The 23,752-nt window shown below is 51.5% G+C and carries 16 protein-coding genes; 1 reads left to right on the forward strand and 15 read right to left on the reverse strand.

All coding sequences use genetic code 11. From position 1 onward, the window contains the following. Positions 1 to 84: 84 nt before the first annotated feature. Positions 85 to 1,464 (forward strand): NADP-specific glutamate dehydrogenase, encoded by a 1,380-nt coding sequence (gene gdhA / locus DQG23_RS05325; RefSeq protein ID WP_113029773.1) that lies wholly within the window; start codon positions 85 to 87, stop codon positions 1,462 to 1,464. A 479-nt stretch (positions 1,465 to 1,943) separates the two neighbouring features. Here gdhA and DQG23_RS05330 read toward each other — a convergent pair whose 3' ends face one another. The 15 genes from DQG23_RS05330 to DQG23_RS05400 all read right to left on the reverse strand — a co-directional run bounded on the left by DQG23_RS05330 (position 1,944) and on the right by DQG23_RS05400 (position 23,717). Continuing rightward, the gene (locus DQG23_RS05330; protein ID WP_158560313.1) at positions 1,944 to 4,091 is read right to left on the reverse strand and encodes a Sip1-related alpha-galactosidase; all 2,148 of its coding nucleotides are present in this window, start codon (positions 4,089 to 4,091) and stop codon (positions 1,944 to 1,946) included. A gap of 114 nt (positions 4,092 to 4,205) precedes the next feature. Beyond that, on the reverse strand, positions 4,206 to 5,099 hold the full coding sequence (locus DQG23_RS05335; protein WP_113029775.1) for a carbohydrate ABC transporter permease: 894 nt from the start codon (positions 5,097 to 5,099) through the stop codon (positions 4,206 to 4,208). Between the two features lie 30 nt (positions 5,100 to 5,129). Next, entirely contained in the window at positions 5,130 to 6,038 is a 909-nt protein-coding gene (locus tag DQG23_RS05340) for an ABC transporter permease (protein ID WP_113029776.1), read from the reverse strand. A 155-nt stretch (positions 6,039 to 6,193) separates the two neighbouring features. Beyond that, positions 6,194 to 7,879 (reverse strand): extracellular solute-binding protein, encoded by a 1,686-nt coding sequence (locus DQG23_RS05345; RefSeq protein ID WP_158560314.1) that lies wholly within the window; start codon positions 7,877 to 7,879, stop codon positions 6,194 to 6,196. Between the two features lie 111 nt (positions 7,880 to 7,990). Next, positions 7,991 to 9,670: a response regulator transcription factor gene (locus DQG23_RS05350; RefSeq protein WP_113029778.1), complete on the reverse strand. Its 1,680-nt coding sequence runs from the start codon at positions 9,668 to 9,670 to the stop codon at positions 7,991 to 7,993. 6 nt (positions 9,671 to 9,676) lie between these two features. Continuing rightward, positions 9,677 to 11,446, reverse strand: a complete 1,770-nt coding sequence (locus tag DQG23_RS05355; protein WP_113029779.1) for a sensor histidine kinase — start codon at positions 11,444 to 11,446, stop codon at positions 9,677 to 9,679. Positions 11,447 to 11,595: 149 nt separating this feature from the next. After that, complete coding sequence (locus DQG23_RS05360; RefSeq protein WP_113029780.1) at positions 11,596 to 12,702, reverse strand: sialidase family protein; 1,107 nt, start codon at positions 12,700 to 12,702, stop codon at positions 11,596 to 11,598. 107 nt (positions 12,703 to 12,809) lie between these two features. After that, positions 12,810 to 15,053, reverse strand: coding sequence for a discoidin domain-containing protein (locus DQG23_RS05365; protein WP_113029781.1), 2,244 nt, complete (start codon positions 15,051 to 15,053; stop codon positions 12,810 to 12,812). Between the two features lie 897 nt (positions 15,054 to 15,950). Then, positions 15,951 to 16,745 (reverse strand): IclR family transcriptional regulator, encoded by a 795-nt coding sequence (locus DQG23_RS05370; RefSeq protein ID WP_158560315.1) that lies wholly within the window; start codon positions 16,743 to 16,745, stop codon positions 15,951 to 15,953. A gap of 395 nt (positions 16,746 to 17,140) precedes the next feature. Then, entirely contained in the window at positions 17,141 to 18,568 is a 1,428-nt protein-coding gene (locus tag DQG23_RS05375) for an ABC transporter substrate-binding protein (protein ID WP_113029783.1), read from the reverse strand. A gap of 256 nt (positions 18,569 to 18,824) precedes the next feature. After that, positions 18,825 to 19,637: a Gfo/Idh/MocA family protein gene (locus DQG23_RS05380; protein WP_146762251.1), complete on the reverse strand. Its 813-nt coding sequence runs from the start codon at positions 19,635 to 19,637 to the stop codon at positions 18,825 to 18,827. A gap of 5 nt (positions 19,638 to 19,642) precedes the next feature. Then, positions 19,643 to 19,840 carry a hypothetical protein gene (locus DQG23_RS41755; protein WP_146762252.1) on the reverse strand — a complete coding sequence of 66 codons (198 nt, stop codon included), beginning with the start codon at positions 19,838 to 19,840 and terminating at the stop codon, positions 19,643 to 19,645. An 867-nt stretch (positions 19,841 to 20,707) separates the two neighbouring features. After that, complete coding sequence (gene nagA, locus DQG23_RS05390; RefSeq protein WP_113029786.1) at positions 20,708 to 21,865, reverse strand: N-acetylglucosamine-6-phosphate deacetylase; 1,158 nt, start codon at positions 21,863 to 21,865, stop codon at positions 20,708 to 20,710. A gap of 123 nt (positions 21,866 to 21,988) precedes the next feature. After that, positions 21,989 to 22,816, reverse strand: coding sequence for a carbohydrate ABC transporter permease (locus DQG23_RS05395; RefSeq protein WP_113029787.1), 828 nt, complete (start codon positions 22,814 to 22,816; stop codon positions 21,989 to 21,991). Positions 22,817 to 22,835: 19 nt separating this feature from the next. Then, positions 22,836 to 23,717 carry a carbohydrate ABC transporter permease gene (locus tag DQG23_RS05400; protein WP_158560316.1) on the reverse strand — a complete coding sequence of 294 codons (882 nt, stop codon included), beginning with the start codon at positions 23,715 to 23,717 and terminating at the stop codon, positions 22,836 to 22,838. Positions 23,718 to 23,752 lie beyond the last annotated feature (35 nt).

Consider the following 23,752-nt stretch of genomic DNA (forward strand, 5'->3'; position numbering starts at 1 on the left):
TAATCATCTGATATTATAGTTAAAGTTATCCCGTTTTTGTTATAACCAAACTATATCGAAGAATCAGGCAGGTGAACGGTTAAAATGAGCAGTCAGCAAACCATCAATCAGGAAGAAGTAAGCGCAAAAACGTACGTTCAGAACGTGTACGAAACTGTAGTTAAGCGCAATCCTCAAGAAGTCGAGTTTCATCAAGCGGTTAAAGAAATCCTCGACTCGCTCGTCCCGGTTATCGAAAGACATCCCAAGTATATGAAGGCGGGCATTCTTGAAAGAATCGTCGAGCCGGAACGCTTAATCACATTCCGGGTGCCTTGGGTGGACGATAACGGGAATGTTCAAGTAAACCGCGGCTTTCGGGTACAGTTCAACAGCACGATCGGACCTTACAAAGGCGGATTAAGATTCCACCCTTCCGTAAATGCCAGCATCATCAAGTTTCTCGGCTTCGAGCAAACGTTTAAGAACTCGCTTACAGGCCAGCCGATCGGTGGCGGTAAAGGCGGATCCGACTTCGAGCCCAAAGGAAAATCGGACGGAGAAATCATGCGCTTTACTCAAAGCTTCATGACCGAGCTGTACAAATATATCGGCCAAGACACGGACGTTCCTGCGGGAGACATCGGTGTTGGAGCCAGAGAAATCGGATTTATGTTCGGCCAATACAAAAGAATCCACGGCGGCCATGAAGCAGGCGTGTTGACCGGTAAAGGCATCGGGTACGGCGGCAGCTTGGCGCGTACGGAAGCTACCGGCTACGGCTGCGTATACTTCGTTAATGAAATGCTCGAATCGAAAGGTTTAAGCTTCGATGGAAGCACGGTCGTCGTATCCGGCTCGGGCAACGTAGCGATTTACGCTATGCAGAAGGCTATCCGCCTCGGCGCGAAAGTCGTCGCATGCAGCGACTCGAACGGTTACATTTACGATAAAGACGGCATTAACCTCGATACCGTGCACCGCTTGAAGGAAGTCGAAAGAAAGCGCATCAGCGAATACGTCAAAGAGCATCCTAATGCGGTTTACACCGAAGGCTGCAACAACATTTGGACAATTCCGTGCGACATCGCTTTGCCTTGCGCTACCCAGAACGAAATCGACGAAGAATCGGCGAAAATTTTGGTTGCAAACGGTGTCCAAGCTGTCGGAGAAGGCGCGAACATGCCATCCACCTTGGGAGCGATCGACGTATTCCTGCAAGCGAACGTGCTCTTCGGACCGGCTAAAGCGGCTAATGCGGGCGGCGTAGCGGTTTCCGCACTCGAAATGTCCCAAAACAGCATGCGCTACTCCTGGAGATTCCACGAAGTAGACGACAAACTCCATGAAATCATGAAAAACATTTATAAAAACTCCGTCAAAGCCGCTGAAGAATACGGTCATCCAGGCAACCTCGTTGTAGGCGCCAACATTGCCGGCTTCTTGAAAGTTGCGGACGGCATGCTCGCTCACGGCGTCGTTTAATCATAACGGCATTCTTCGTACTCATCCCTCTTTATATCCGGACAATTCGTCCACAACAACTAGCCGATATAGCGTGTAAGGCTCGCTTTGCACGCTGTCTCAGCTAAACCCCTTGCAGTTTGATCCTGCGGGCCCATAACGAAACAAATACCGCTTTAGAGACAGGATTTACGAATCCCGAATCGAAAGCGGTATTTTTATGCAAACTAAAGATATTCTTTTTGCCGAACGAATGCTAAATCTTTGATGGTCCGCAGTTATGCCGCACCGATGCAAAAAAAAGAGAGCCTGCCAACGGGGCAAGCTCTGCAAAATATATATCATTAAAAGGGGGTCTTGGTTATTATATTACCTGGGCGATGTTATGGGAACATCACAGAAATATTTCATTTATGTTACAAATTTCGAGCGGAATGACAATTTACGATTTATTTCCCCCTGCATGCAGCAGCCAGGCTCGCTTCCCGTGGAAGGCTGCTTCAAGCAAACCGAATGTCCGCCAGCGTTTCGCCGGTACAGCCCGAACAGTCAATGAGATACACGCCCATAGGTTCATCCGCCGCCTCCACCTTTGCCGGTTTTCCATTGACGTAAGCCTGCACCGGCTTCCGTTCCGATACGAACATGAACATCCCTCCGTCCTTAAGCCGTACCTTCACCGAATCGATTTCGCCGCAAATATCCATTACCGCATCGGAAGCGGCTAATTTGTAGGCAAGCCCTATGGCGGTGAAGGAACCGCTTATCGGCACGACTACGAACAATTCCGCCTCTAGAGGCGCCACCTTTATGGGAACCCGTTCGCCTGCTTGCAGCCGGTGCGCGATCCGGCGAATGGCGTCGAAGACGATGAACGAGTCGCCGGCCAGCCCCGGTATATCGCCCGGACCAATATCCCCTTCAAGGATATCGTCTCCGTCGTAGACATGGAAGGCAGCCAATATACCGGCTCCGCCCGCCGTATTCCATACCTTCAGCGGGGCAGCCGTTCGTTGCGGATCGACGGTCAGCCACTCTTCGGTCGGTTGGCCGATACCGTCGCAGCGGATGATACGGCCGTCGCTGTAAATGAGCGGCCATATCCGATCCGGATTCGTTCGGCCCGGCGCATCGCTGAAATAGACCGGACCTCCGCTAACGGCGCGCAGCACCATATGCGGAACGGCGTCATGATGGCTCGTCCAGAACATGTCCCAATCGCCCCAATAAAACGGGCCGTGATATACCGAATTATAAGCATTCTGAAGCGCATGCTCCCCGAAGCCGTTTGCGATTTTCGGCAGAAAGTCATTACTGCTTCGCGATACGGACGACAGGGGGCGATGCCACACATTTTCCGAAGCCATGCCCATGCAATTGATCATGCACCCGCCGAAGTGCAAGGCGACCGACGCTTCCAAGCCTGCTTGAATATCGTGAGCCGTTCCTGCAACCGATCGTTCCCCTCCCATATATTGATTCAAAGAGCTTTGGTTATCCACTTTGACGAAATCGATGCCTTCGCGCTGCAGGCTCGAATGCCATTCCCGCCAAAAACCGAAGCTCTTCGCGGGCTCCGGATGCGGAATCCATTTCCCGCTCCTTGTCCGGTACAAATATTCCTTCATCCCGGCAAACACGTCGCCTTGCGGATCGACGCCGCTCCAGTAGCCGGCGATATTATGCCAAGCGCCTACCCAGCGTATCCCATGCTCGTTTTTTAGACGCCGGACGGCATGACCCAGTCCGCCCGGAAACTTCGTCGCATCGGCGCTAAACGCAGCCAGCTTCCGGTCCCGCACAGCCGACCAGCCGTCGTCGATCATCACCCAGCGCACGGGCAAGCCCGACTCCGTAAACTCGGCGGCTTTACGCATCAGGCCCTCCTCGCTAACCTCCAAATAAAAGGCGTCCCACGAGCACCAGCCGAGATAGTTCAAAATGTCCGGGTATGCTTTGCTCTCCCTTGGTTTCCCCCCGATCGCCCGCGAAGCGAAGCCTTCGCGAACGGCAGCCGCAGCCAACCGGTACGGATCGCTATCCGCGCCGAGCACAAAGGCGCAAGTACTTATCCGCTCATGTCCCGCTTCAAGCGCGGATACGTTTACGGCCATGCCTTCCTCCGCACCTGCCAGATCGGTCCGATACAACGTATCGCAAACGGGAAGAAGATAGCCGTAGCCTGCGTCCACTTTCCACAACAGCGCCTGAGTCCGAGGCGGAAGCTTATGCAAATCCGTCTCAAAATGAGGACGGGTCCACCATTCCTTATGCCGGGATACCGCCATCAATCCGTTCAATCCGGGAAGGCTTCCGATGAAGATCCGGATGCCGCCCTCCGGAGCGAACGTCCTTTGTGCGTGATATGCCGTTTCATTGCGGATTCCGGCATCAATCCGTACGGTCAAAAAGCGGCCGCTGCCCGAGAGCAGCAGCTCTGCGTAAATGCTGCCGTTCCCGTCTTCATACCGCAGCCGGTATTCGGCTTGCAGGCCGCCGTTATCCGCTCCGGTTGTCTCCGCCGCCTTTAACGTCAACGCGACCTCGCCTTCGCCGGCCACAACGGCCTTTACGGCGATATCCCGCAGCTCGACGGACGGTTCTCCTTCAAAGCGGATGAACGAGCTTTTCTTATCGAACCTATACATGATAGGGCCTCTCCTTTTCGCTGTCTCAAGCTGCATTCGCCGGGATCGTCCCCCTTCCGAATGCACCCATTGCCGAATCCTCTCCGTAATACAATCATGCTGCGCCGGTCAAGCTCAGCCTTTTACGCTTCCCATGACAAGCCCTTTCATAAAATACTTTTGCAAAAACGGATAAATGCACAAAATCGGAGCCGCCGCTATGAAAATTTGCGAAGCCTTCAGCGTCCTGTCCGAAATCGCCGCCAGATCCTGGAGCTCTTCCTTGGTTGCGCTCAACAAATAGGACGGGTCCGTCGTGACGATTATCGATTGCAAATACGTCTGGAGCGGATAGTTGTCGGGCGAGCTCATCAGAATCATGCCGTCGAACCATGCGTTCCAATGACCTACGCATACGAACAGCGTCAAGGTAGCCAAAGCCGGTTTGGACAATGGAATAAAAATTTTCCACAGAATCGTCCAGTGGCCCGCCCCGTCCACAATCGCGGACTCGCTTATTTCTTTCGGCAATTGGCGGAAAAAGTTAAGCAGAATAATCACATTGAATATGGGAACGGCGCCGGGCAAAACTAACGCCCATATCGTATTCGTCAAGCCAAGCTGCTTGATCGTCATATACCAAGGAATCAATCCGCCGCTGAATATCATCGTCATAAAGAAATACCAGGCGAACATATTTCTGCCGAAAAGATCCTTCCGTTCCTTGGATAAAGGATACGCGGCAAGCACCGTCAAAATCATATCCAGCAACAAGCCTAAGCCTACCCGTTTCAGTGTGACGAAGAAGGAATTGATCATCTGCGGCTTGGACAAGGCATATTGATACGATTTCAGCGTGAAGTCGACAGGCCAAAACTTCACAAGGCCGGCTGCAGCCGCGGTGCTTGAACTGAGCGATACGGCCAACACATGAATAATCGGAAAAATGCAAACAATTGCGCTTGCCAGCAGAAACGCATAATTAAAGCCGTCGAACAACCTTCCGCCTAGAGTCGGTTTGATTTTCATAATGGTCCCTCTGCCCTCGTAAAGTCCGTATCAAAATACCCGGTATCCCGAAAACTTGTATGCAAGCCGATAGCCGGTCACGATAAAGAGGAAGGACACGACCGATTTAAACAAACCGACTGCCGTCGCAACCCCGTATTGATTGTTCAAAAGTCCGATCCGGTACACGAACGTATCCAAAATATCGCCTGTTTTATAAACGACCGGGCTATACAGATTGAATACTTGATCGAATCCGGCGTTCAGCACGCTGCCGAGACTGAGCGTCGCCATCAAAATAATGATCGGAGCAAGTCCGGGAAGCGTAATATGACAAGCTTGCCGAAACCGGTTGGCGCCGTCCATCACCGCCGCTTCATAGAGCGAGGTATCGATCGAGGTAATGGCAGCCAAGTAAATAATCGTGCCGTAGCCGAACTCTTTCCACGTATGGGTGGCAACAAGCAAATAAGGAAACATGCGCTCATTGGCTAAGAAAAAAATCGGCTCGATTCCGAAAAAGCCCAACACTTGATTGACCATCCCGCCCGACGGCGATAAAATATCGATCAGAATGCCCGATAAAATAACCCAGGATAAGAAATGGGTCACATAAACGGTCGTCTGGATCGTCCTCTTAAAGAAGCTTCTCCGAACCAAATCCAGCATTATGGCGAACACGATCGGCACGACAAGCCCGCTGACGATTTTCATAAATGCGATAAAGATCGTATTCCACAGAACCTGAAGCGTATCCGGCATATCGTAGACGTACCGGAAATTTTCAAGCCCGACGAACTCCGAGTTAAAAAAACCTTTCATCGGATTATAATTTTCAAAGGCAATCAAAATCCCGACCATCGGATAATATTGAAAAACCGCGACAAAAAGTACACATGGCAGCAGCATCAAATACAACGGCAGCTGCTGTTTGAATTTCTCTTTCCTGCCTGCCGGCATCGATCTTAGCACAGTAACCTCCTTTTCTCCGTACACCCCGGCAAAGCGTCAACCAGCAACCGAAGCTGCCGCAGACCGCATTGCCGGAGCCCGAATCTTATTTTAATAATGCAAAAGGAAGGTCGCCCTTCCTTCGCCGTAAACCTTTTTATTAGTTACTTCATCTCGTTGATTTCTTTCGTAATTTCGTCGCCGCCCAGCTTCTTCCACTTGTCCGCGAAGGAATCGAATTCGTCGATCGGCGCGGTGCCCATGATGATTTTCGTAAACGTTTCGTCCTTGATTTGCGTCAGTGTAGAGCCTTTTTGCGCCATCGTGTCCGTACTGCCCTTTATATATCCGTTGACCTGGAACAAATTGTTTTTGTTGTAGTAGCTGATGACGCTGATCGCGCTGTCTTCGGGACCGGACCATGCATAGCTGCTCCAAAGCTTGTTGTCTCCGGCCAAATACTTCTCGATTTGTTCGGCATTGTCTTTGACCCAATAGTTGTCGAGCAGCGCTTTGTCTTTCGTTTCGATATATCTCTTCACGTTTTCGTGAATAAACATATTTTGCTTCGGATAGAAGGTTTGCAACGCCGCCCAAATATATTGCTGATCCGGCTTCGTTTCTTGCTCGCCATTGATGCCGTGGAATTTCGGGTCGAAGCCTTTGCTGATCGCCGGGTCCTTCTCGTAATAATAGTTGTACAGCATAATGGCCGCTTCCGGGTTTTTCATTTTTTTGTTGACGGCATAAAAAGAGGTCGCCGAACCATTAATAAGCGGCTTAGCCGGCTGGTCGTCGACGGATGCGAGAGGATACGCCCGCCAATCCGCTTCCGGGTTCTTGTTCTTGCTGTCCTGCAGATTGACGAACGGGTACGAATGCGAACCGAAGAACATCCCCACCTTGCCGCCGACAACCAGCTCTGAAGCCTTGGAAGCGTCCTTAACCGCAAATTCCTTGTCGATATACCCGTTCTTGTACATTTCCGCAAGCTTGGAAAGCGCCGTCTTCGTCTGCGGTTGAATCGTACCGTTAACCATCTTGCCGGAAGCATCCTTCACCCAGCCGTTGACGTACGCATGATAACCCTGGAAGAAGCCGTTCAAGCCGTTCAAGCTTTTATCCAAACCTAAGCCGTACGTATCGTCCTTGCCGTTGCCGTCGGGATCCTTTTTGGTAAAAGCTTCGGCGATCTTTGCGACATCCTCCATCGTCTTCGGCGGCTGCAAGCCGAGCTTCTTGAGCCAATCGGCGCGGATCCAAATCATTTGGGAGCCGTCGATCGAGCCGGCAATGTTCGGCAGCGCCATCAGCTTGCCGTCCACCGTCGCTTGGCTGCGCCCGATGTTCTGGTCCTCCTCCCACATCTGCTTCGTGAACGGCGTCGCATACTTATCGAAAAGCTCGGTCAGATCAAGCGCCACTCCCGTATCGACGAGCATTTTTAATTGCTGGGCGCTTACCGGAATAATGTCCGGAAGATCGTTCGACGAAATCGCCATATTCATCTTTTGCTGCATCTGCGTGCTCGGCACGGTCCACAAGTAGTTCACTTTGATCCCGAGCTCGCTCTCGTAGCCCCTGCTCCAAATATTGTTCGTCAACACATCGGATTGAAGGGTGATCCCTTTTTGCATCGAGTCGGAAAGCGCTTTAACCGTAGATACGGTTATCGGCGGATCGAATTTTGCGGGCGGACCCGCTTCCGCTTTCGGTTTCCCCGTATCGGCCGGAGCGCTGGGGGACGGCTTGCCGGATCCGCCCTCATCCTTACCGCAGGCTGCGACTGTAAGAGCCATGGATGCGATAGCCGCCGCGCTTATATATGTTTTCAGCTGGCGAAAGCTCATTGTGGTACCCCTTTCATTTTCCATTTTGATTGATGGGAGGCCTCTTGGTTTAAGTATAGGAGAACGGGTAACCCAATCCTAGAATCACTTCTCTACTTTCGAATCATTGTTTTACTTGTTGAGCGATTCCCTGTATTCCTTTGGGCTTTGGTTCGTCATTTTCTTGAAGGAACGGGCGAAATTCGCTCCGTAGCCGTATCCGAGCGCTTCGGCGATATCGTTAATTTTGCATTCGTTCCGCTCCAGAAGCTGCTTCGCTTTATGAATTTTTCGTTCCTGGATGTAGTCGGACAAATTGATGCCCGTTTCTTGCTTGAACAGGCGGGACAAATAAGCGGGGTTAAAAAATACAAGCTCCGATAATCGGACAAGCGACAAATCCTCAAAAATATGCTCATCGATATAACCTTGCAGAAATGTGATCGTATCCGTCGCCCGCTGCTGTTCTTCATTCGACCGAAGCTCGAACAGCTGCATTGCCGTTTGCTTGAGGAAGAGCGCGCCCGCCGCCCAATTCTCATGCTCCTCCGGCTTCAGCAATTTGCGGTAACCCGCCTTTAGGAGATCATGGTCAGCCAGCTTCCAACGGTTTATCGAGGAGAACAGAATCATCGCAATGGAAAAATACAGCTCCTGCGCCGGCGCATAACGGCTGCCCAGTTCCTGCGTCAAATCCTTCGTAAGCTCGGCCAAACGGGCGAAAAAGAGCTCACGCTCCCCTTTCTCCAAATGCGATTCCAGCACGTGAAGCTTGCTTGACGCAAACCCGGCGAACCGTCTTGCGTCCGGCTGCGGCGGAACGGATTCCGATGCGTCCAAGTTTTCGTCCGTAACCAGCCGCTCCGTTCCGCTGCCGATCCGATATTCCATCAAATGCCTCAGCTCAGCATGTCTGTCCGCGATTTGCCTCCATGGCGTCGGCTCCGTCCAAACCGCGAACGATACGGTCGTCCCCAGCGACTCCTTGCATATGCGCTGAATCGTCTCGAGCGTTCCTTTCAGAAATAACGCGCTCGCGCGCCATTTGAAATCCTCGGCTGAGATGTCGTCTTCGTCCATCGAAATCGCCGAATGGGGCTGGGCAAACCAAACCATATTATCGCGATCGTCGACGATCTGGAAGCAGCATAATTTGGCTGATAATTGCTGCTCGGCAATGAGACTGACCGAGTAAAAGCATTTACTTTTTTCGATGTATGTCAATGCTCCGGGCGAACGGTCCATTTTCCCCATAAACAAGAGCAGCGGTCTGTCGGCTAACAGCGAAATCCCAAGCTGATCCAGTTCCTTCCGCGGCTCGATACCGAGAACGCTATTTCCCCGCAGCAACGACAGCAAAAAGTCCTTGCGAAGCAGCAGCGACATCGTTTCCCGGTCCTGGCGATGACTGTCGAGCAGATCCCTGACCTTGAGGCTCGCTTCGATGGCAGCGACAGCCTGCCTGACGGCATCGACCACCTTATCGTATCCTTCCGTTTTCAGCACGAAGTTGACCGCGCCTGATCGTATGGCCCGATAGGCATGGTCAAACTCCTTGAAACCGGTCAAAAATATCACTTTGCATTCCGGCCAATTGTCGTGAATGATATCGAGCAGCACCATCCCGTCCAAGCCCGGCATCCGGATATCGGAAACGACGATATCGATTCTTGTTCGCTGCAGCATATCGACGACAGCTTTTCCGGAGTAAACCCTATAAACGTCCAACTCCAGGTCGGCGATGCCAAGAAACTCTTCATAGAGCCCATCCGCAATAATCGGCTCGTCGTCTACAATGACCATTCTGAGCATGTCCTCTCACTCCCCCTCGCCGCGGAATTCGCTTTCCGCAACAACCATAGTCAAGCGGACGGCCAAGCCGCCAAGCTCGCTTCTTGCAACCGCGATGCCGCTGCTTTCCCCGAAGTAAAGACGAATGCGCCGATGAATATTCACGATCCCCGTTATTTCGCTCACGTTCTCGCCGCTGTCCAAGCAGGTTTGCAGCTTGACGATCTGCTCGTCGCTCAGCAGCTCCCCATTGTCGTCGATCGTAACTGAAAGCGCTTCCGACGAGGCGTGAAATTGGATTTGCAGAAGGCCGCTCTCCTCTTTGCTTTCAAGACCGTGTTCAAAAGCGTTCTCGATAATCGGCTGTAAAATCAATCGGGGCACGTTCATCCCCGCGAACTTCGCGGGCACGTCGCCGAACCGGATTCGAATCCGTTTTTGGAACCGAATGGCTTGGATGTCGCAATACGTTCTGGCATGATCGGTTTCCGCTTCGAGCGGGACATCGTCCGAGGTGTTTCGCGTAAGAAACTGGAAATATTCGCCGAGCTGCAACTGAAATTTCATGAGCTGATCGTAATCTTCGCGTTTGGTCATCGTGTATAAAATAAAAAAGCTGTTATAAAGAAAATGCGGATTGATTTGTGCTTGCAGCTGCTTAAGCTCCGCACGCTGGATCAAAATCGTCTGCTTGTACGATTGATCGATCAATGTATTCAGCCGCTCCGTCATCGTATTGAACCGATTGTACAAAAATCCGAATTCATCGTCGTAACGGTACCGAATCGGCACCTTCATATTGCCGGTCTCGATTCGCTTGAACGCTTGAATCAAATGCTTCAACGGACGCCGTATAATCCGGTAAATCGAGTAAGCAAAAATGCCTGCCAGCGCGACGGACGCGGCCGACAGCCCCCAAACCCAAACCCGGTATTTCCGGACCGGTGAGTACAATTGGTCTTCGGGAATGTAATTGCAAAGGGTCATGCCCAAATAGGATGAGGTTTTGTAAATGACAAGGTAGCGGCTTCCGTTAATCGCGATCGAGCTTTTCCCGTCGCCGGATTGCTGCAGTAAGCCTTCCAGCGCGCTGCGGATTTGATCCGTAACCACCGGATTGTCGCCCGTATTCACCATAAAGCGGTTTTGGGTATCGATCATCATGGAGCCGCTGCCCGAGTTTACATCGAACTGTCCGATCGCATTGCGCAATTCGTCCGAGGACAACCGGATCTGAAGTGCGTACAAGGGCGAGACGGATTTCGAAACGTAGTTCAACGGAAAAAAGGAATTCAGCACGATATCTTCCTTGTCGTATATCAGCTGAGCAAAAGTGGAGTTTTCGTGCATCCCCATCTCGCTTTTTTCATGCTCCGTCAGCTCCTCGATGCTTCCCCACTCGGGGATCGTTCTGCGGATCGACGGAATGAACGCTTTAACGCCGGCTATGTACGCGCTGCTGCTCTTGATTGCAGCAAGCCTCTGCTGCAGCTTCAGCATATAAAAACCTTTTTCATAGTCGTCCATATACGCCTCGCCGTTCGCCAAACGATTGATATCGTCTCCCATAACGACATCCGATTGAAGCAGCTTGATTCCCTGAATCTCACGTTCCAGTCTCGTCATGTAGAACGAGATTTGGGAAAATTTCGATTTCAATATTTCCTCCTGCAAGGTACCGATCCACCATTTGTACATGCCGAGACCGATCAAGTAGATCGGGATCATGATAATGACGAAGATAAGCAAAAGGCGGACAAAAATGGATCTTTTCCAAAACAGCAGCCTGGGGATCATTCTTTCACCTGCAATTCCCGCGTTTTCCTTCCCTTAACGGATACGGAAAGTTTATTCCGGTGCATAACCGCAGCCGATCTGCCTTGCGTTCTGCACCGGACTCTTTCATTATATATGGAGTCTACTGCATGACAACTGCCGAATACTTGCTAGAAAGCGTCCCCTTCCGCGCTTGCGCCCGCTGCTAGTTCGCATAAGGTTCCGGCAATGTAGCGGTGTTCTTCTCCTGCGATCGAATAATAATAAGCGACTAAAATCGTACCGTTTTTCAGCTGCACGGCGCTTGTATACCCGATATCGGAGCCGTGTCCGTCCTCGCGAATGACCGTTTCCTTGGCATCCGCCAAATTGCCGCATTCCGGGTCCAGCAGAATCGCCCTGATGCCGTAAGGCTTGTACCGGTAACCGTAAGTCAGCAGCACATGACCGCTTTCCAGTTCAAGAACATGAAAAGGGCTCGGCGAATAATAGGGATGCTTGACCAGCCGGCTCCATGTCAATCCGTTATCGGCCGATTCGGACGTAAAAAGCGGACATGCGGTATACGCTTCCCCGGGCTCGATATGTTTTTTGGTGCTGCGGATAAATGCTACAAGCTTTCCCGACCGCGTCCGGTAAAAATTCGGCTCATAAAAATCGTACCCGTCCTCAGCAGGAATGATTGCATATTTTACCCAAGTACGGCCCTTGTTTTCCGTTTTGGCGACAATAACATGGCAAGTGCCCTCCTCGTAGCCGTATAAGGGGGCAAGGATCGATCCGTCGTCCAGTTCGGCGCAATTGCCGCGGATATAAGTATGCTCGATGCCGGTGGGGATGGGCTCATCCCAGGTTTGGCCGCCGTCGGACGAACGAATGGTGTAGGAACCGACGGGTTTGGCCGCCCAGTGGTGAAATATGCCGTGATGATAGTCGGGATTGTCCTCGACATCTTCCCGTTCCGCAACCTTCCACATAAAGATAGTGGACAAAATCGTGCCGTCCCTAAGAACGTTCAGGCAAGGGTCCTGGACGCCATAGAAATAATCGTCATACAGGATCCGGACCTTCGAGCACCAATTTTCGCCGTCTTCAGAAGTGACGACCACCGCTTTGGAGGAGGGATCGATATGCTCGAGTCCGTGGGTGCGCAGACGATCGGGCGCTTGGCGGAAGCCGGCCACGACGATCCCGTTCCGGTTTACAACCAGGCTAGGAAATGTATTATACTGTTCATCCTCGAAGATGACGATATGCTTCAGCGGTTTGATTTGCATGTAAAAGAAGCCTCCTTATGCCTCCATTCGGCATGATGATGAGAAGAAGAAGCCTTCCGCCGCGATTATGGAAGGCTTCTTCGACTTGTATCGGTCCGAGTTAAAGCCTAGTCCTCGGAAATGCTCCACTTCGTTATAAGCGAATTCGCGTCCGAGCTGAGCGTACCCGCAGCAGCTTCGGAAATCAGGTTTTGGGCAAGCACGGATAAATCGTTCATGTGGAGCAAGAAATCCTGCATATACGCGATAGCCTGCTGCTTCGCTCCTTGATCCAGCAGCAGTTGGATGATCGTCAGCCTGTATCTTAATTCGGAGGCAAAGGTTGCTTTTATGTTTTCCGACGCTTCGTACATGTCAAGACGTTCCAGCATCGCGCTAATCGAAGCTTCCTCCGCCTGCTGAGGCACGCTATCGGTGTAAAGCTCAAGCTCATTCAATCCGGCGAGCCCAGACGATACGGCTATTTCAACCTTTACATATCTCGCCTTCGTTCCCGGGGCCAAATGGTTGTAACGCAAACCGTTGGCGTCTTTCCATGTGTACGTGTTTATCGGCTTGCCCCACTGTATGCCGTCCGTCGACAGCGATAGCTGGGCGGATGTTATATATCCGGGAACGAGCGATACGCCGATCGTCGAGATGGGCATATCCTGTTTCAGATCGACGATATAGTGCGCCGGAGAGCCGCCGTCCTTGAAGGCGGAATGCCAATAATCGGTACTCCCGTCCAACGGTCCGTTAATGCCTGTTTCCGGATGGCCGGAATTAAGCCAATACGTATCCGCAGACACGGAAATTTGATTGTTTTGCAGCATGCTCAGCAATGGAAGCTTATGTTTGCCGTACGGGCGGTATTCGAACAATTGAATTTCGTTCAGACCGGCCCAGCCCGACGATTCCGTAACGTTTACTTTGACGTATCGCAATTCCCGTCCCTCGTCAAAATACGTATAATCGATTTGGTTCATAACCGCCATCTGATAGGATTGCACATCCTGCCAATTGATCCCGTCGGACGAAACCTGAACGACGGCGGACTCCGCATATCCGGCCTTCAACAAAACGCCGATTGCGCCGACCGTTACATTCCTTTTCAGATCGATCGTATAGTAGGCGGGGGCTGCCGAACTCTTAAACGCGGCGTTGCCGTACCCTATACTGCCGTCGAGCGGACCGCGCAGTCCTGTCGCGGCGTTATTGGGATCGATATAGTTCATGTCGGAGCTTACGGTCAGCGCCCCTTCGGCGTACATGCCGAGAAGATCTATTTTAGCCCCGTAATCGGCCTCCCAGTTGCCTAGCTTTGAGTACGTCCCGCCGATGATCTGTTTTTTGGCATCGTAATAGACGGTAAACAAACGCTCCGAATCCAGCATGACCGTAGACGAATAGCCCATATCCGACGTTTCTTTGTTAGCATACAGGACGCGCGTTTCGGCAAAGCTCCACGGACGGTCCAGATAGCCCATACGCACGACAACCGGGCGGCCTCCGCCGGCATTTTGAAAATCGCTCCAGGCATGGAATACCTTGTTCGTACCTGGTATGCGGAATAATTCAGGTGCGTGCATCTTCTCCCCGAGTTTTACGGGCACTCCCCACGTCATGCCGTAATCGTAGGAATGCGCTTCATAAGCTAAATTATCGTCGGAGGAAGCGCGAAGCAGCGCTTTCAGATGCCCCGGCTCCAGTTCGGCGAAGGCCGGTTCCACCAGATGAATGCCGTCGATGTAACCAACGACCTTTTCCGACGATGCGGGCCAGCTTAAGCCTTTGTCCGTACTCCTCACCGCGGTGCTTTGTTGATATTGGGTCGGGCTGGGACCGTACAGGATAATCGATAAATCTCCGTTCGACAGCTCGATAATGGACGAAGACGTCGCCGCCCATGACATATTCGTGCCGACAGTCGCCATGCCGCCCCATGTGGTTCCATTGTCTGCGCTTCGGATCACTTTGACATCGACAGGGCTTTGATTTTGATACGTAAACCAGGAAACCAGCAGCGTCCCGTCGCTTAACGCAGTAATCGAAGGATCGCGGTCGTCAATGCCGGTATCGACGACCAGCGCAGCTCCGCTCCAGGTCAATCCCCCATCCGTGCTGCGTTTCATCATAATGCTGCCATTGCCGCCAGCATGCGAATCGGACCAATAATAAACGAGCACGAGATCGCCGTTTGCCGCTGCAGCCACGCTTGGAAAATAGCCTCTATAAGCGCCTTGCGCTTCCACGATCACCTTATCCGGAATTGTCGTATGCCGAACCTCCGCATGAGCCGCCGAGAACGGAACCATCAGTGCAATAACGATTAGAGCCAATAAAAATGCCTTCAGCCTGCCTTTTTTCATGACATTCCCTCCATTATCGATTGTCCTTGCATTTGGGACTGACAAGAAGCGTTTCCATGTCCAAGCTGCTTGCCTATGGCAGTGAGATAGTACGAACACCTCCTATGTTCTTCCTATTGCATCCTGCATCGTGTCCTTTCGCAATCGATCCGGTTGCATGCCGCTTCTCGTCCTCCCGCAATCGGAACGGAAGAACAAATGATAGCGCTTACTATAAAGGAAATCTGTTCTCAAGTATAAGACGGCCTCTGTCTTATTCCTAGAATCACTTCTTTACTTTTGAATCATCTGTCTACTTGTTCAACGATCCTGCCTGTCTAGCGAGCTCTGCCTGCACAAGATAGATGTATGTTAGGGGGTGAAAGCTGCCACCCGTTACCTCTTGTTCGCCTTCGATGCTTTCTGTCTCGTCTTTGACATTTACCGGTCCTCCAACCGGTATTCTTACCTTCTCGCTTATCCTCGCTCGTGCGCTGCAGTCCGATTTTGCCCACTTGGAATCGAGTACGGCTTCCCTTCCCCGCCTATAGTCCGAAAACGCCCGCTTGGAGCGGCCATTTTTCACAATACACCGGTGAATCCGTTCACCGAGCCGGCAAAATCGGACTCCAGCATATGGCGAACCTCGATTCCTTGCTCCATGTGGGTTATTTCGGACTACAGCATATGGAGGAGCCTTAATGGCAGCGTTTGGATGAACGGCTTTGCCGTCCTTTCCTAATGAAGAGCGCGTTTAACGAGGTTTAGTGACCCCTCCATGATAAACTTGCGATAAACCGAAAAAAGCCGGATGGCTCGCACCCGGCTTCTCTTATGGTTGGTGTTAAGACCTTGCCCGGCAGATGAAGCTAATACAAGGATCTGCCGATTGGGATGTTAACAATATTCCGCCCGACCTCACGGATTGGCAAAATATCCGATCCGCCGCGACAGCTGGGACGCTAAGCTTTTGACCGTAATGCCCATGTCGTTGATTTTATCCTCGGCAACGCCGTACCCGCTCGTACTGATGGCGGCGATGACGTCGCCGTCCTGATTCAGAACCGGCGCGGCAAAGCAGCGCACGCCATAGTTGGACTCCTCGTTGTCGACGGCGAAGCCGAGCTGGCGCACCCGCTCCAGCTCCTTCAGAAACGCCTCCAGGGACGTGATCGTGTGATCGGTCATTTTCTCGAACATGCAGCCTTCCATGATTTTTACCGTTTGCTCCTCGGGTAGCCATGCCGTCAAGCATTTGCCGAGCGCCGTGTTGTAAATCGGCCGCCGCTGCCCGACCGCGCCGAACAAATATTTCATATGATCCGGCTCCACATTGACCAAATACAGGACTGAATCTTTTTCCAGTATGGCCAGATGCGCCGTAAATCCGATCCGGTCGACCAATTCGATCAGAATCTTCTTTCCTTCGTCAGCCAGGCTGGTAGAGTTGGTGAACACCGAGCCGAACTCGAATGCCTTCGGACCGACCATATATTTGTCCGTGTTTTTGACCTGCTGCAAATAGCCGTGCGACAGCAGCGTCAGCATGAGCCGATGTACGACGCTTTTGTTCAAGCCCAGCTTACGCGCAACCTCGCTGACGCCGAGCGGACGCCGTTCATCGATAAAACACTGCTGGATCGACAAAGTCCTGTCTACCGATTGAATCATATAATAGGGAGCATCTTTGCCCGCTTTTTTCGTTTCTTCCATCATTGCATTCTCCTCGGAAAGGATTATTTTAAAACGCAGGCTCCCTTACTCATCACTCACATAGGACTCCGTTGTCTCTTATCGCGATACGTTATATTATATCAAATAGTCGCCCAACAAAAAAGAGAAGGCCGCTTTGGCAGCGATATCCCCCTCCTTCGTCCTCCGATCAGCATCGAATGCAAAATAGTGAACAAAAGGTACTCCTAATGCCCCTAAACTCATTAGTTCAGATGCGTTTGGAGGTTGAAGCAGATTAAAGCATCCTTGGGATTGAACGGATTCGTAAGAATAAGCTGGGACGCGCGCGTTTACCGTTGATAGGTGAAACAAATAATTTGTACGCTTGTATTTCAAAAAAATCCCCCGGCCGCATCGGACCGGAGGACTTCTTGTTATTTATTGTACTTGGTGATGACTTCGTTGAATTTTTTGGAGATGGCATCGAGCGTTTGCTTAGGCGTAGCGTCGTTGATGAACATCCGCTGCATTTCCGGGAACATCGCTGCGCGCATTTCCGGATAGCCTTTGATGCCCCAGCCCGGATCTACGACCGGCCATTCCTTCGCCTTTGTCGTCAGCTTGTACAGGAACTGAAGCTCCGGATCGTCCTTCGTCCAGGCAGGAGCCTCTCCGAACGGATTGAACGCTTTAGACGCAGTTGTATAAATCTCGTTCCCCGTTTGCGACCAGTACAAGAATTTTTTCGCCCATTTTTCTTTCAGCTGGTCTTTGTTTTTGAAGACGACGCCGAAGCCGAACTCCATCTTCAGCGCGGCTTTGCCGGGCGTAAGAGACGGGTAGTTGACATACATGTATTCATGAGGCCCCGTAACCGAACCGTCTTTCAGACCGTTCTTGACCAAATCCGCGTGCGAGGTTCCCGCAACGATCATGCCGGTCTTCCGCTGCTTCCAAAAGTCAAGCGCATTAACAGCAGAAAGCGTCTCCGGATGCTGATGAACGAGCCCTTCGTCCGTCAGCGATTTGAAAAATTGTAGCGCTTGCTCCGACGCCGGGTTTTCCGCAGCGATATATTTGGAGTAGTCGTCATTGAACAGCTTTGCGCCGAAACCGACCATCGTATTATTGTACAGTTGGTCGCCTTGTTCGTTCAGCGCGAACAGCGTCATGCCGTATACGCCTTTATCTTTATTCGCAACCGCTTTCAAAGCTGCTTTAAATTGATCGGGCGTCCAAGTGCGGTATTCGTCCTGCGGCAGCAAGTTTTCGGCTCCTGCTTCCTTCCAAAGCGATTTGTTCAAAATCAGGCCGGATATCGTAGCCGAGTACGGCATCGTGACGATTTTGTCTTTGACCGAAACCATTTTCATAACATCCGGATTTTTCTTGATCTGCTCCAGATCGGCTGCCGGAATGACGTCGTCAAGCGGAGCCAGCGCGCCCATTTGCGCATATGCCAGCGTACGAACCGGGGTATCCAGCAATACGTTCGGCGCGGTATTCGATGCGATCGCGGTCGTGATCTTTTCATTGATGCCGTCGAACGGGATCATTTCTACGTTCACTTTAATGTTCGGGTACAATTTGTTCCATTCCGGCACCAAATCTTCCTTCACCCATTCGCCGGGCTTTTGTCCGGACTTAAGCGAACCGACCTGTGTCATCCAAACCGTAATTTCCGTTTTCTCATCCTGTTCATTAACCGCCGCGGACGGCTTCGCGGATTCCTGGGCCCCCTTCGAATCGCTCCCGGAATTGCCCGAGCTGCATCCGAACATGAAGACCGCCAACGACATGACGATCGGCAGCGCGAGACCACGCTTCGTAATATGCTTGCTTGCGGTAAACCAATTGTTCATCGTATACCCCTCCTTTTTTTCTTATGATGCGTCGATATCGGCCCGAGCTGTTGCTGATCGCGTCACCGGACTGACGACAGAGTAGCATACATCGGCCGAAGGCTATAGGTGAAATTCATTAGGAAAGGTTTGATTTCATCATTATACCGCATTTTCTGAGCATAAAACCCGAAACATGTCGTTTTCGACCACTTTAACGGCCGTTTTTGGTCCCGAACGGATTCCCACAAACCGTTTACGGCGTACCGGTCGAAGATTAAAGACCCGGAATTTCTATCGTCTCCCAAGAGCCGTTTTTTTGATGGGACTCGATCAGAGCATTCGCCACACAGAGCGGGTATATGCCGTCCTCAAGGGTGCAGATGGGAGCTGCGGCGGATTCAACGATGTTCTTCACATGCTCGACCGCTAGGACGATGCTACTCGCTTTGCCGGCGAGTCCTTCCAGAACTTCGTCTTGCTTTAACATATTCAGCCCTTTTTGAACGGGATGCTCGCGAACGGAATAGAAACGGATTTCATCGCCGGCGTGAAGGTATTCGATTTTCCCTTTCTCAAAATACAGCTCCAACTCAAAAATATTGTAATTTCTGTCATCGTAAGCTTGCGCATATCCGCCGGCCGATTGATCCTTCATTTTGAATAAAAACGAATATGACCAGTCCTGCTTGTCGTCCAAACTCGTCGGCACCTGCTCTATGACCTTTACCTCGGAAATCGCGCCCGCCATGAAACGAACCAGATCGAAAAGATGGGAGCCGGAATTGTATATGCCCCGGGAATAGCGCAAATGCATAGACGTGAGCCTCCCGTATTCGTTCGCTCTGATCTTTTGCCGGATGCGTTCCGCGCCCTTCGACCATCTCCTGGAATGATTAACCAGTATGCTGCAGTGATGCCGCGCAGCGAGTGCGCCAATCTTCAGCGCTTCTTCGATGCTGGTTGCAACGGGCTTCTCGATAAAAAGCAGCTTCGGCGAAGCATGCTCGAAAATCGTCCGGATCAACTGGTAACGAACATGCTGCGGCGTGCAAATACTGATCACATCGGGCGAATGATGAGCCAGCATCTCCCTTACGTCCAAGTAAAATCGGGTCTCAGGGGCGACGGTCGCCAGGTTGACCCCTTGCTCCGGTCGAACGCCGACGGCGGGATCAAGTCGATTTCCGGATGCAAATGATAAGCCAGAGCATGACTTTGCGGAACTGCCTTCAAGGGGATGTCGAACAAAAGCCCGATTTTCCCCAAACCGATTATCGCGGCCTGAATCATGATTGTTTCGCTCCTTTGTTTTCCATATTTCTGAACTCGCCAAACAAGCCGCGTATCGGGATGAAAGATATTTAGCCGCATTTTCAAGAAAAAAACGGGCTTCCCGCCTTCCGAATACATGCAAGTTAAGGACAAAATATCCACTTTCAGCAGCATGGAATACTAAACTGATCTAATGGTAGATCACAAATCCATTTTCATCCCGCTGATGGTGCAGTGTGTTAACAGGATAGGGGTCTAACTGGAAAACATACATCTAATTTCGGTTAAAAGGCGAGAAAAAAGCGATTTACTGGAAAAACTACAGCTAATTTTTAGCACTTTCGGTTATTTGTGCATTTCCGAAAAGATTAGATGTACATTTTCCATTAAGATCGATAAATCAGCAAAAATTCAAAAAAATAACTGTAGGTTTTGTTTCCATTTCGCTCTAAGACGCCTCGTACACAGACAGCTTGGTCAATCTGCAGCTTCAGAGTCGAATAAATACTACCCTGAAATTAGCTGGGAAGAAGCGGTGGCGTAGCGAATTTTTATTCATGGCGCCATTTCAGCGGCGAGGAGACTGCGTCAAAAAAAGAGCTGTACCAGTCCGTCGGGACGCAGCGTTCAGCTCTTTTCTTCATGATCGTTACAGCACTCATTCCCGTTATTTATCTTGTTACTTATTTCTCATACCGCTTCTGCTACTCACATTTGTTACTCATTCTGTTACTCTTTCTCTGTTACTCATTCTGTTACTCTTTCTCTGTTACTCATTCTGTTTCTATATCCTGCTTTTCGTCCTACTTACCGCTTCTGTTCCTCATCTCGCTAACCATTCCTGTTCCCTTCCGGTCGCTCATTACAACCGGCAACCTAGCCGCCTCATTCCACAATCTCGCCTTGCAGCAGCACTTTCCGCACCTCGATGGACGCCGACACGATAACCAGATCGGCCTGCTTCCCAACTTCCAGGCTGCCCGTCAGATGGTCGACCTTCAGCACCTTCGCCGGATTCAGCGAGCTCATGATAAAGGCGTCAACGATGCTCACGCCCGTATGGCTCATCATGTTCCGCACCGCCCGGTCCATCGTCAGCTTGCTGCCCGACAGGCCGACGCCTTCGATAAAGCGCACGTCCTCGTACTCGCCGCCCGGCTCTTCGCCCTCCAGGCCCGCTTCGTCTATAGCATCCGTAATAATGATGACCCGATCGGTCCCTTTGGTCTTATGAATCAATTTACACATAAGCGGCCGGACGTGAAGCCCCTTCGCATCGGGTATGACTTCCGCGTAGATGTCGTCGTGAACGAGCACCGCTTCGTCAACGCCGACTTCCCGCGTCCCGCCGTATCTGGAGGGAGACGGCGTTATCCCCGACGCGTTCATGCAGTGGCAGCCGATCTTGAGCCCATGGTCGACGAAGGAGAAAATCGTTTCCGCATCCGCTTCCGAATGTCCGACCGACAGCGCGATACCGTACTTCGAGGCAGCCTCGGCGAACGCCGCTTGCCCTTCCAGCTCGGGAGCGAGCGTCCACACTTTGATCCGGTCCCCGGCGATGTCGAGCAGTTCGTTGTACTCCTCCGGATCCACAGGCCGAATCGGCGACGTAATCGCACCGTATTTTTTATTGATGAATGGTCCTTCCATATGAATGCCCAATATGGCCGAGCTGTACGGCCGATCGCCGACCGCCAAAATGTTCCTTACGCCTTCAACCATCTCTTCTCTGCTCTGGTTATACACAAGCGTCGGCAAAATGCCGGTCGTCCCGTGCTTCAGATGGGAAAGCGCGAATAAATACGGCTCCTCCCAAGACCAGTAACCCCCGCCGCCATGGCAGTGAATGTCGATAAATCCGGGGCCGACATACTGCTGTTCCGCGTCTATCATTTCGGCATTCTCGGGAATTGCGACGGATCCTTTCGGTCCGCATGCCGCGATTTTGCCTCCCTCGATCAGGACGACGCCGTCCTCGATCAGCTCCGCAGGGGTAACAAGCTTGCCGTTAATAATAGCCTTCGTTCGGTTCTCCACCATAATCTCCTCCAGTACTCATGTATCCTCGAATATCGGCGGCGGAAATGCCGCTGACTCCTCTATCGATTCGGCACCCGAGCTGCCTTCCGATATTCTGATCATAAGATGACGGAGCGTTTTGTGCTAGCCTTTCAAAGCGCCGGCCGTGATCCCTTGGGTGAAATAACGCTGGAAGAAGAGGAACACGAGCAGCACCGGCAAGGTCGCACAAAGAGCCCCGGCCATTGCGACACCGTAGTTGATGTCGACCTCCTGTACCTGCCTCGCGATTTTCACGCCGACAGGAAGCGTATACATCATCTTATCTTTCAGCATGATCATCTGCCAGACGTAATCGTTCCACGAATTGACGAACGTAAAAATGCCAAGCACCGCAATTCCCGGTTTAGCCAAAGGCAGCATGACCTTCGTAAACGTCTGCCATTCGTTGCAGCCGTCGATTTTGGCGGACTCGATCAGCGCCCCCGGCAGCGTCGACATGAATTGCTTGAGCAGGAACACGCCGAACGGCCAGCCGACGATCGGCAGCAGCACGCCCCATAAGGAATTGGTCAGCTCCAGGTCGTTCATCATCTGAAAAAGCGGGATAAGCAGCACCGTATGCGGAATCGCCATCGAGGCGATCATCGCCCCGAACAGCAGCTTGGAGCCTTTGAAAGGCACCTTCGCAAACGCATATGCGGATAGCGCGCTTACGGTTATGACGAGCACGGTCGCTACGACCGAAATAAACATACTGTTGTACAGCCAGCGAAACAGCGGAAAATCCGTCGCAAGAATCCGGAAATTTTCCATGGTCGGCTGCAAAGGAAACCATTCCGGCGGAATTTGCAGAGCGACCTTCAACTGTTTGAAGGAACCTGCAATCATCCAGTAGAAGGGCCACAGAAACAGAAGCACAAGCGCCCAAAGCACGATATGTCCCGCAGCGGCGGGTAATTTTCTAGTCATTTTCGCATCCGCTCCCCTCTTAATATTCGACATCCGATTTCAGCAGCTTGAACTGAAGGAACGCGATCAGACAGATGAGGAGACAGAGCATGATTCCCATGGCATTGGCAAGGCCGAAGTTCATATTGATGAACGCCTCGCGGTAGATCAGCATTAGAATCGTGGTTGTCTTATAGGCCGGACCGCCTCCCGTCATAAGCAAAATAATCGCGAAAACCTGGAATGCGCCGATCGTCGAAGTGACTACCACATATAAGATGGAAGGCTTCAGCATAGGCAGCGTAATACTGAAAAAAGAGCGGACTTGCGTGGCTCCGTCAAGCGAAGCCGATTCGTATAAGTCACGCGGGATGCCGTTCAGCGCCGCGCTGAATACGACGATAGCGCTTCCAATCGTGATCGTAATCAGAATAAGCGATAGGGAACTGTACGCATAACCGGAACCGAGAAAATTAATCGGCGGCATTCCCAGCACCTTCAGCAGATAGTTCGCTAGACCGAATTGATTGTTGTACATATACTCCCACACCATGGCCAAGCTGACGACGGACGTAACCCCCGGTACATAAAAGGCCGCCTTGAAGAACGTCTGCATTTTTTTGGGGTAGGCGTGTATGATCGCTGCCATCAGCAGGGCGACGATCGTAACCGAAGGAACGATATAAACGACGAAGACCAGCGTGTTCCATACCGCTTTCCAGAACAGCGAGTCCCCTAACAATTGCTTGTAATTGTCAAAGCCTGCGTAAGTATACTCCGCATAATCGAACGAATATAAGCTTCCCTTAAAGGAAGAAATGATCGGATACACGACAAACGCGATAAAAAAAAGAAGCATCGGCAATACGAACAGCCAACCGCTGATTTCACGCCGAAGCTTCAGATTCCATATTCTTTCCATATGATGCTCCCCCTTCTCCGATAGTAGTTTGCGAA

Origin of the sequence: Paenibacillus contaminans, from assembly GCF_003285015.1 — a bacterium.
Classification (GTDB): domain Bacteria; phylum Bacillota; class Bacilli; order Paenibacillales; family NBRC-103111; genus Paenibacillus_V; species Paenibacillus_V contaminans.

Excerpts from the sequence above, each read along its gene's own strand:
- DQG23_RS05350 (WP_113029778.1), bottom strand. The coding sequence starts at position 9,670 with ATGCTCAGAATGGTCATTGTAGACGACGAGCCGATTATTGCGGATGGG.
- DQG23_RS05345 (WP_158560314.1), bottom strand. The coding sequence starts at position 7,879 with ATGAGCTTTCGCCAGCTGAAAACATATATAAGCGCGGCGGCTATCGCA.
- DQG23_RS41755 (WP_146762252.1), bottom strand. The coding sequence starts at position 19,840 with ATGATTCAGGCCGCGATAATCGGTTTGGGGAAAATCGGGCTTTTGTTC.
- DQG23_RS05395 (WP_113029787.1), bottom strand. The coding sequence starts at position 22,816 with ATGACTAGAAAATTACCCGCCGCTGCGGGACATATCGTGCTTTGGGCG.
- DQG23_RS05355 (WP_113029779.1), bottom strand. The coding sequence starts at position 11,446 with ATGATCCCCAGGCTGCTGTTTTGGAAAAGATCCATTTTTGTCCGCCTT.
- DQG23_RS05375 (WP_113029783.1), bottom strand. The coding sequence starts at position 18,568 with ATGAACAATTGGTTTACCGCAAGCAAGCATATTACGAAGCGTGGTCTC.
- DQG23_RS05400 (WP_158560316.1), bottom strand. The coding sequence starts at position 23,717 with ATGGAAAGAATATGGAATCTGAAGCTTCGGCGTGAAATCAGCGGTTGG.
- DQG23_RS05340 (WP_113029776.1), bottom strand. The coding sequence starts at position 6,038 with ATGCCGGCAGGCAGGAAAGAGAAATTCAAACAGCAGCTGCCGTTGTAT.
- DQG23_RS05330 (WP_158560313.1), bottom strand. The coding sequence starts at position 4,091 with ATGTATAGGTTCGATAAGAAAAGCTCGTTCATCCGCTTTGAAGGAGAA.
- gdhA (WP_113029773.1), top strand. The coding sequence starts at position 85 with ATGAGCAGTCAGCAAACCATCAATCAGGAAGAAGTAAGCGCAAAAACG.
- DQG23_RS05370 (WP_158560315.1), bottom strand. The coding sequence starts at position 16,745 with ATGGAAGAAACGAAAAAAGCGGGCAAAGATGCTCCCTATTATATGATT.
- DQG23_RS05365 (WP_113029781.1), bottom strand. The coding sequence starts at position 15,053 with ATGAAAAAAGGCAGGCTGAAGGCATTTTTATTGGCTCTAATCGTTATT.
- nagA (WP_113029786.1), bottom strand. The coding sequence starts at position 21,865 with ATGGTGGAGAACCGAACGAAGGCTATTATTAACGGCAAGCTTGTTACC.
- DQG23_RS05380 (WP_146762251.1), bottom strand. The coding sequence starts at position 19,637 with ATGCTGGCTCATCATTCGCCCGATGTGATCAGTATTTGCACGCCGCAG.
- DQG23_RS05360 (WP_113029780.1), bottom strand. The coding sequence starts at position 12,702 with ATGCAAATCAAACCGCTGAAGCATATCGTCATCTTCGAGGATGAACAG.
- DQG23_RS05335 (WP_113029775.1), bottom strand. The coding sequence starts at position 5,099 with ATGAAAATCAAACCGACTCTAGGCGGAAGGTTGTTCGACGGCTTTAAT.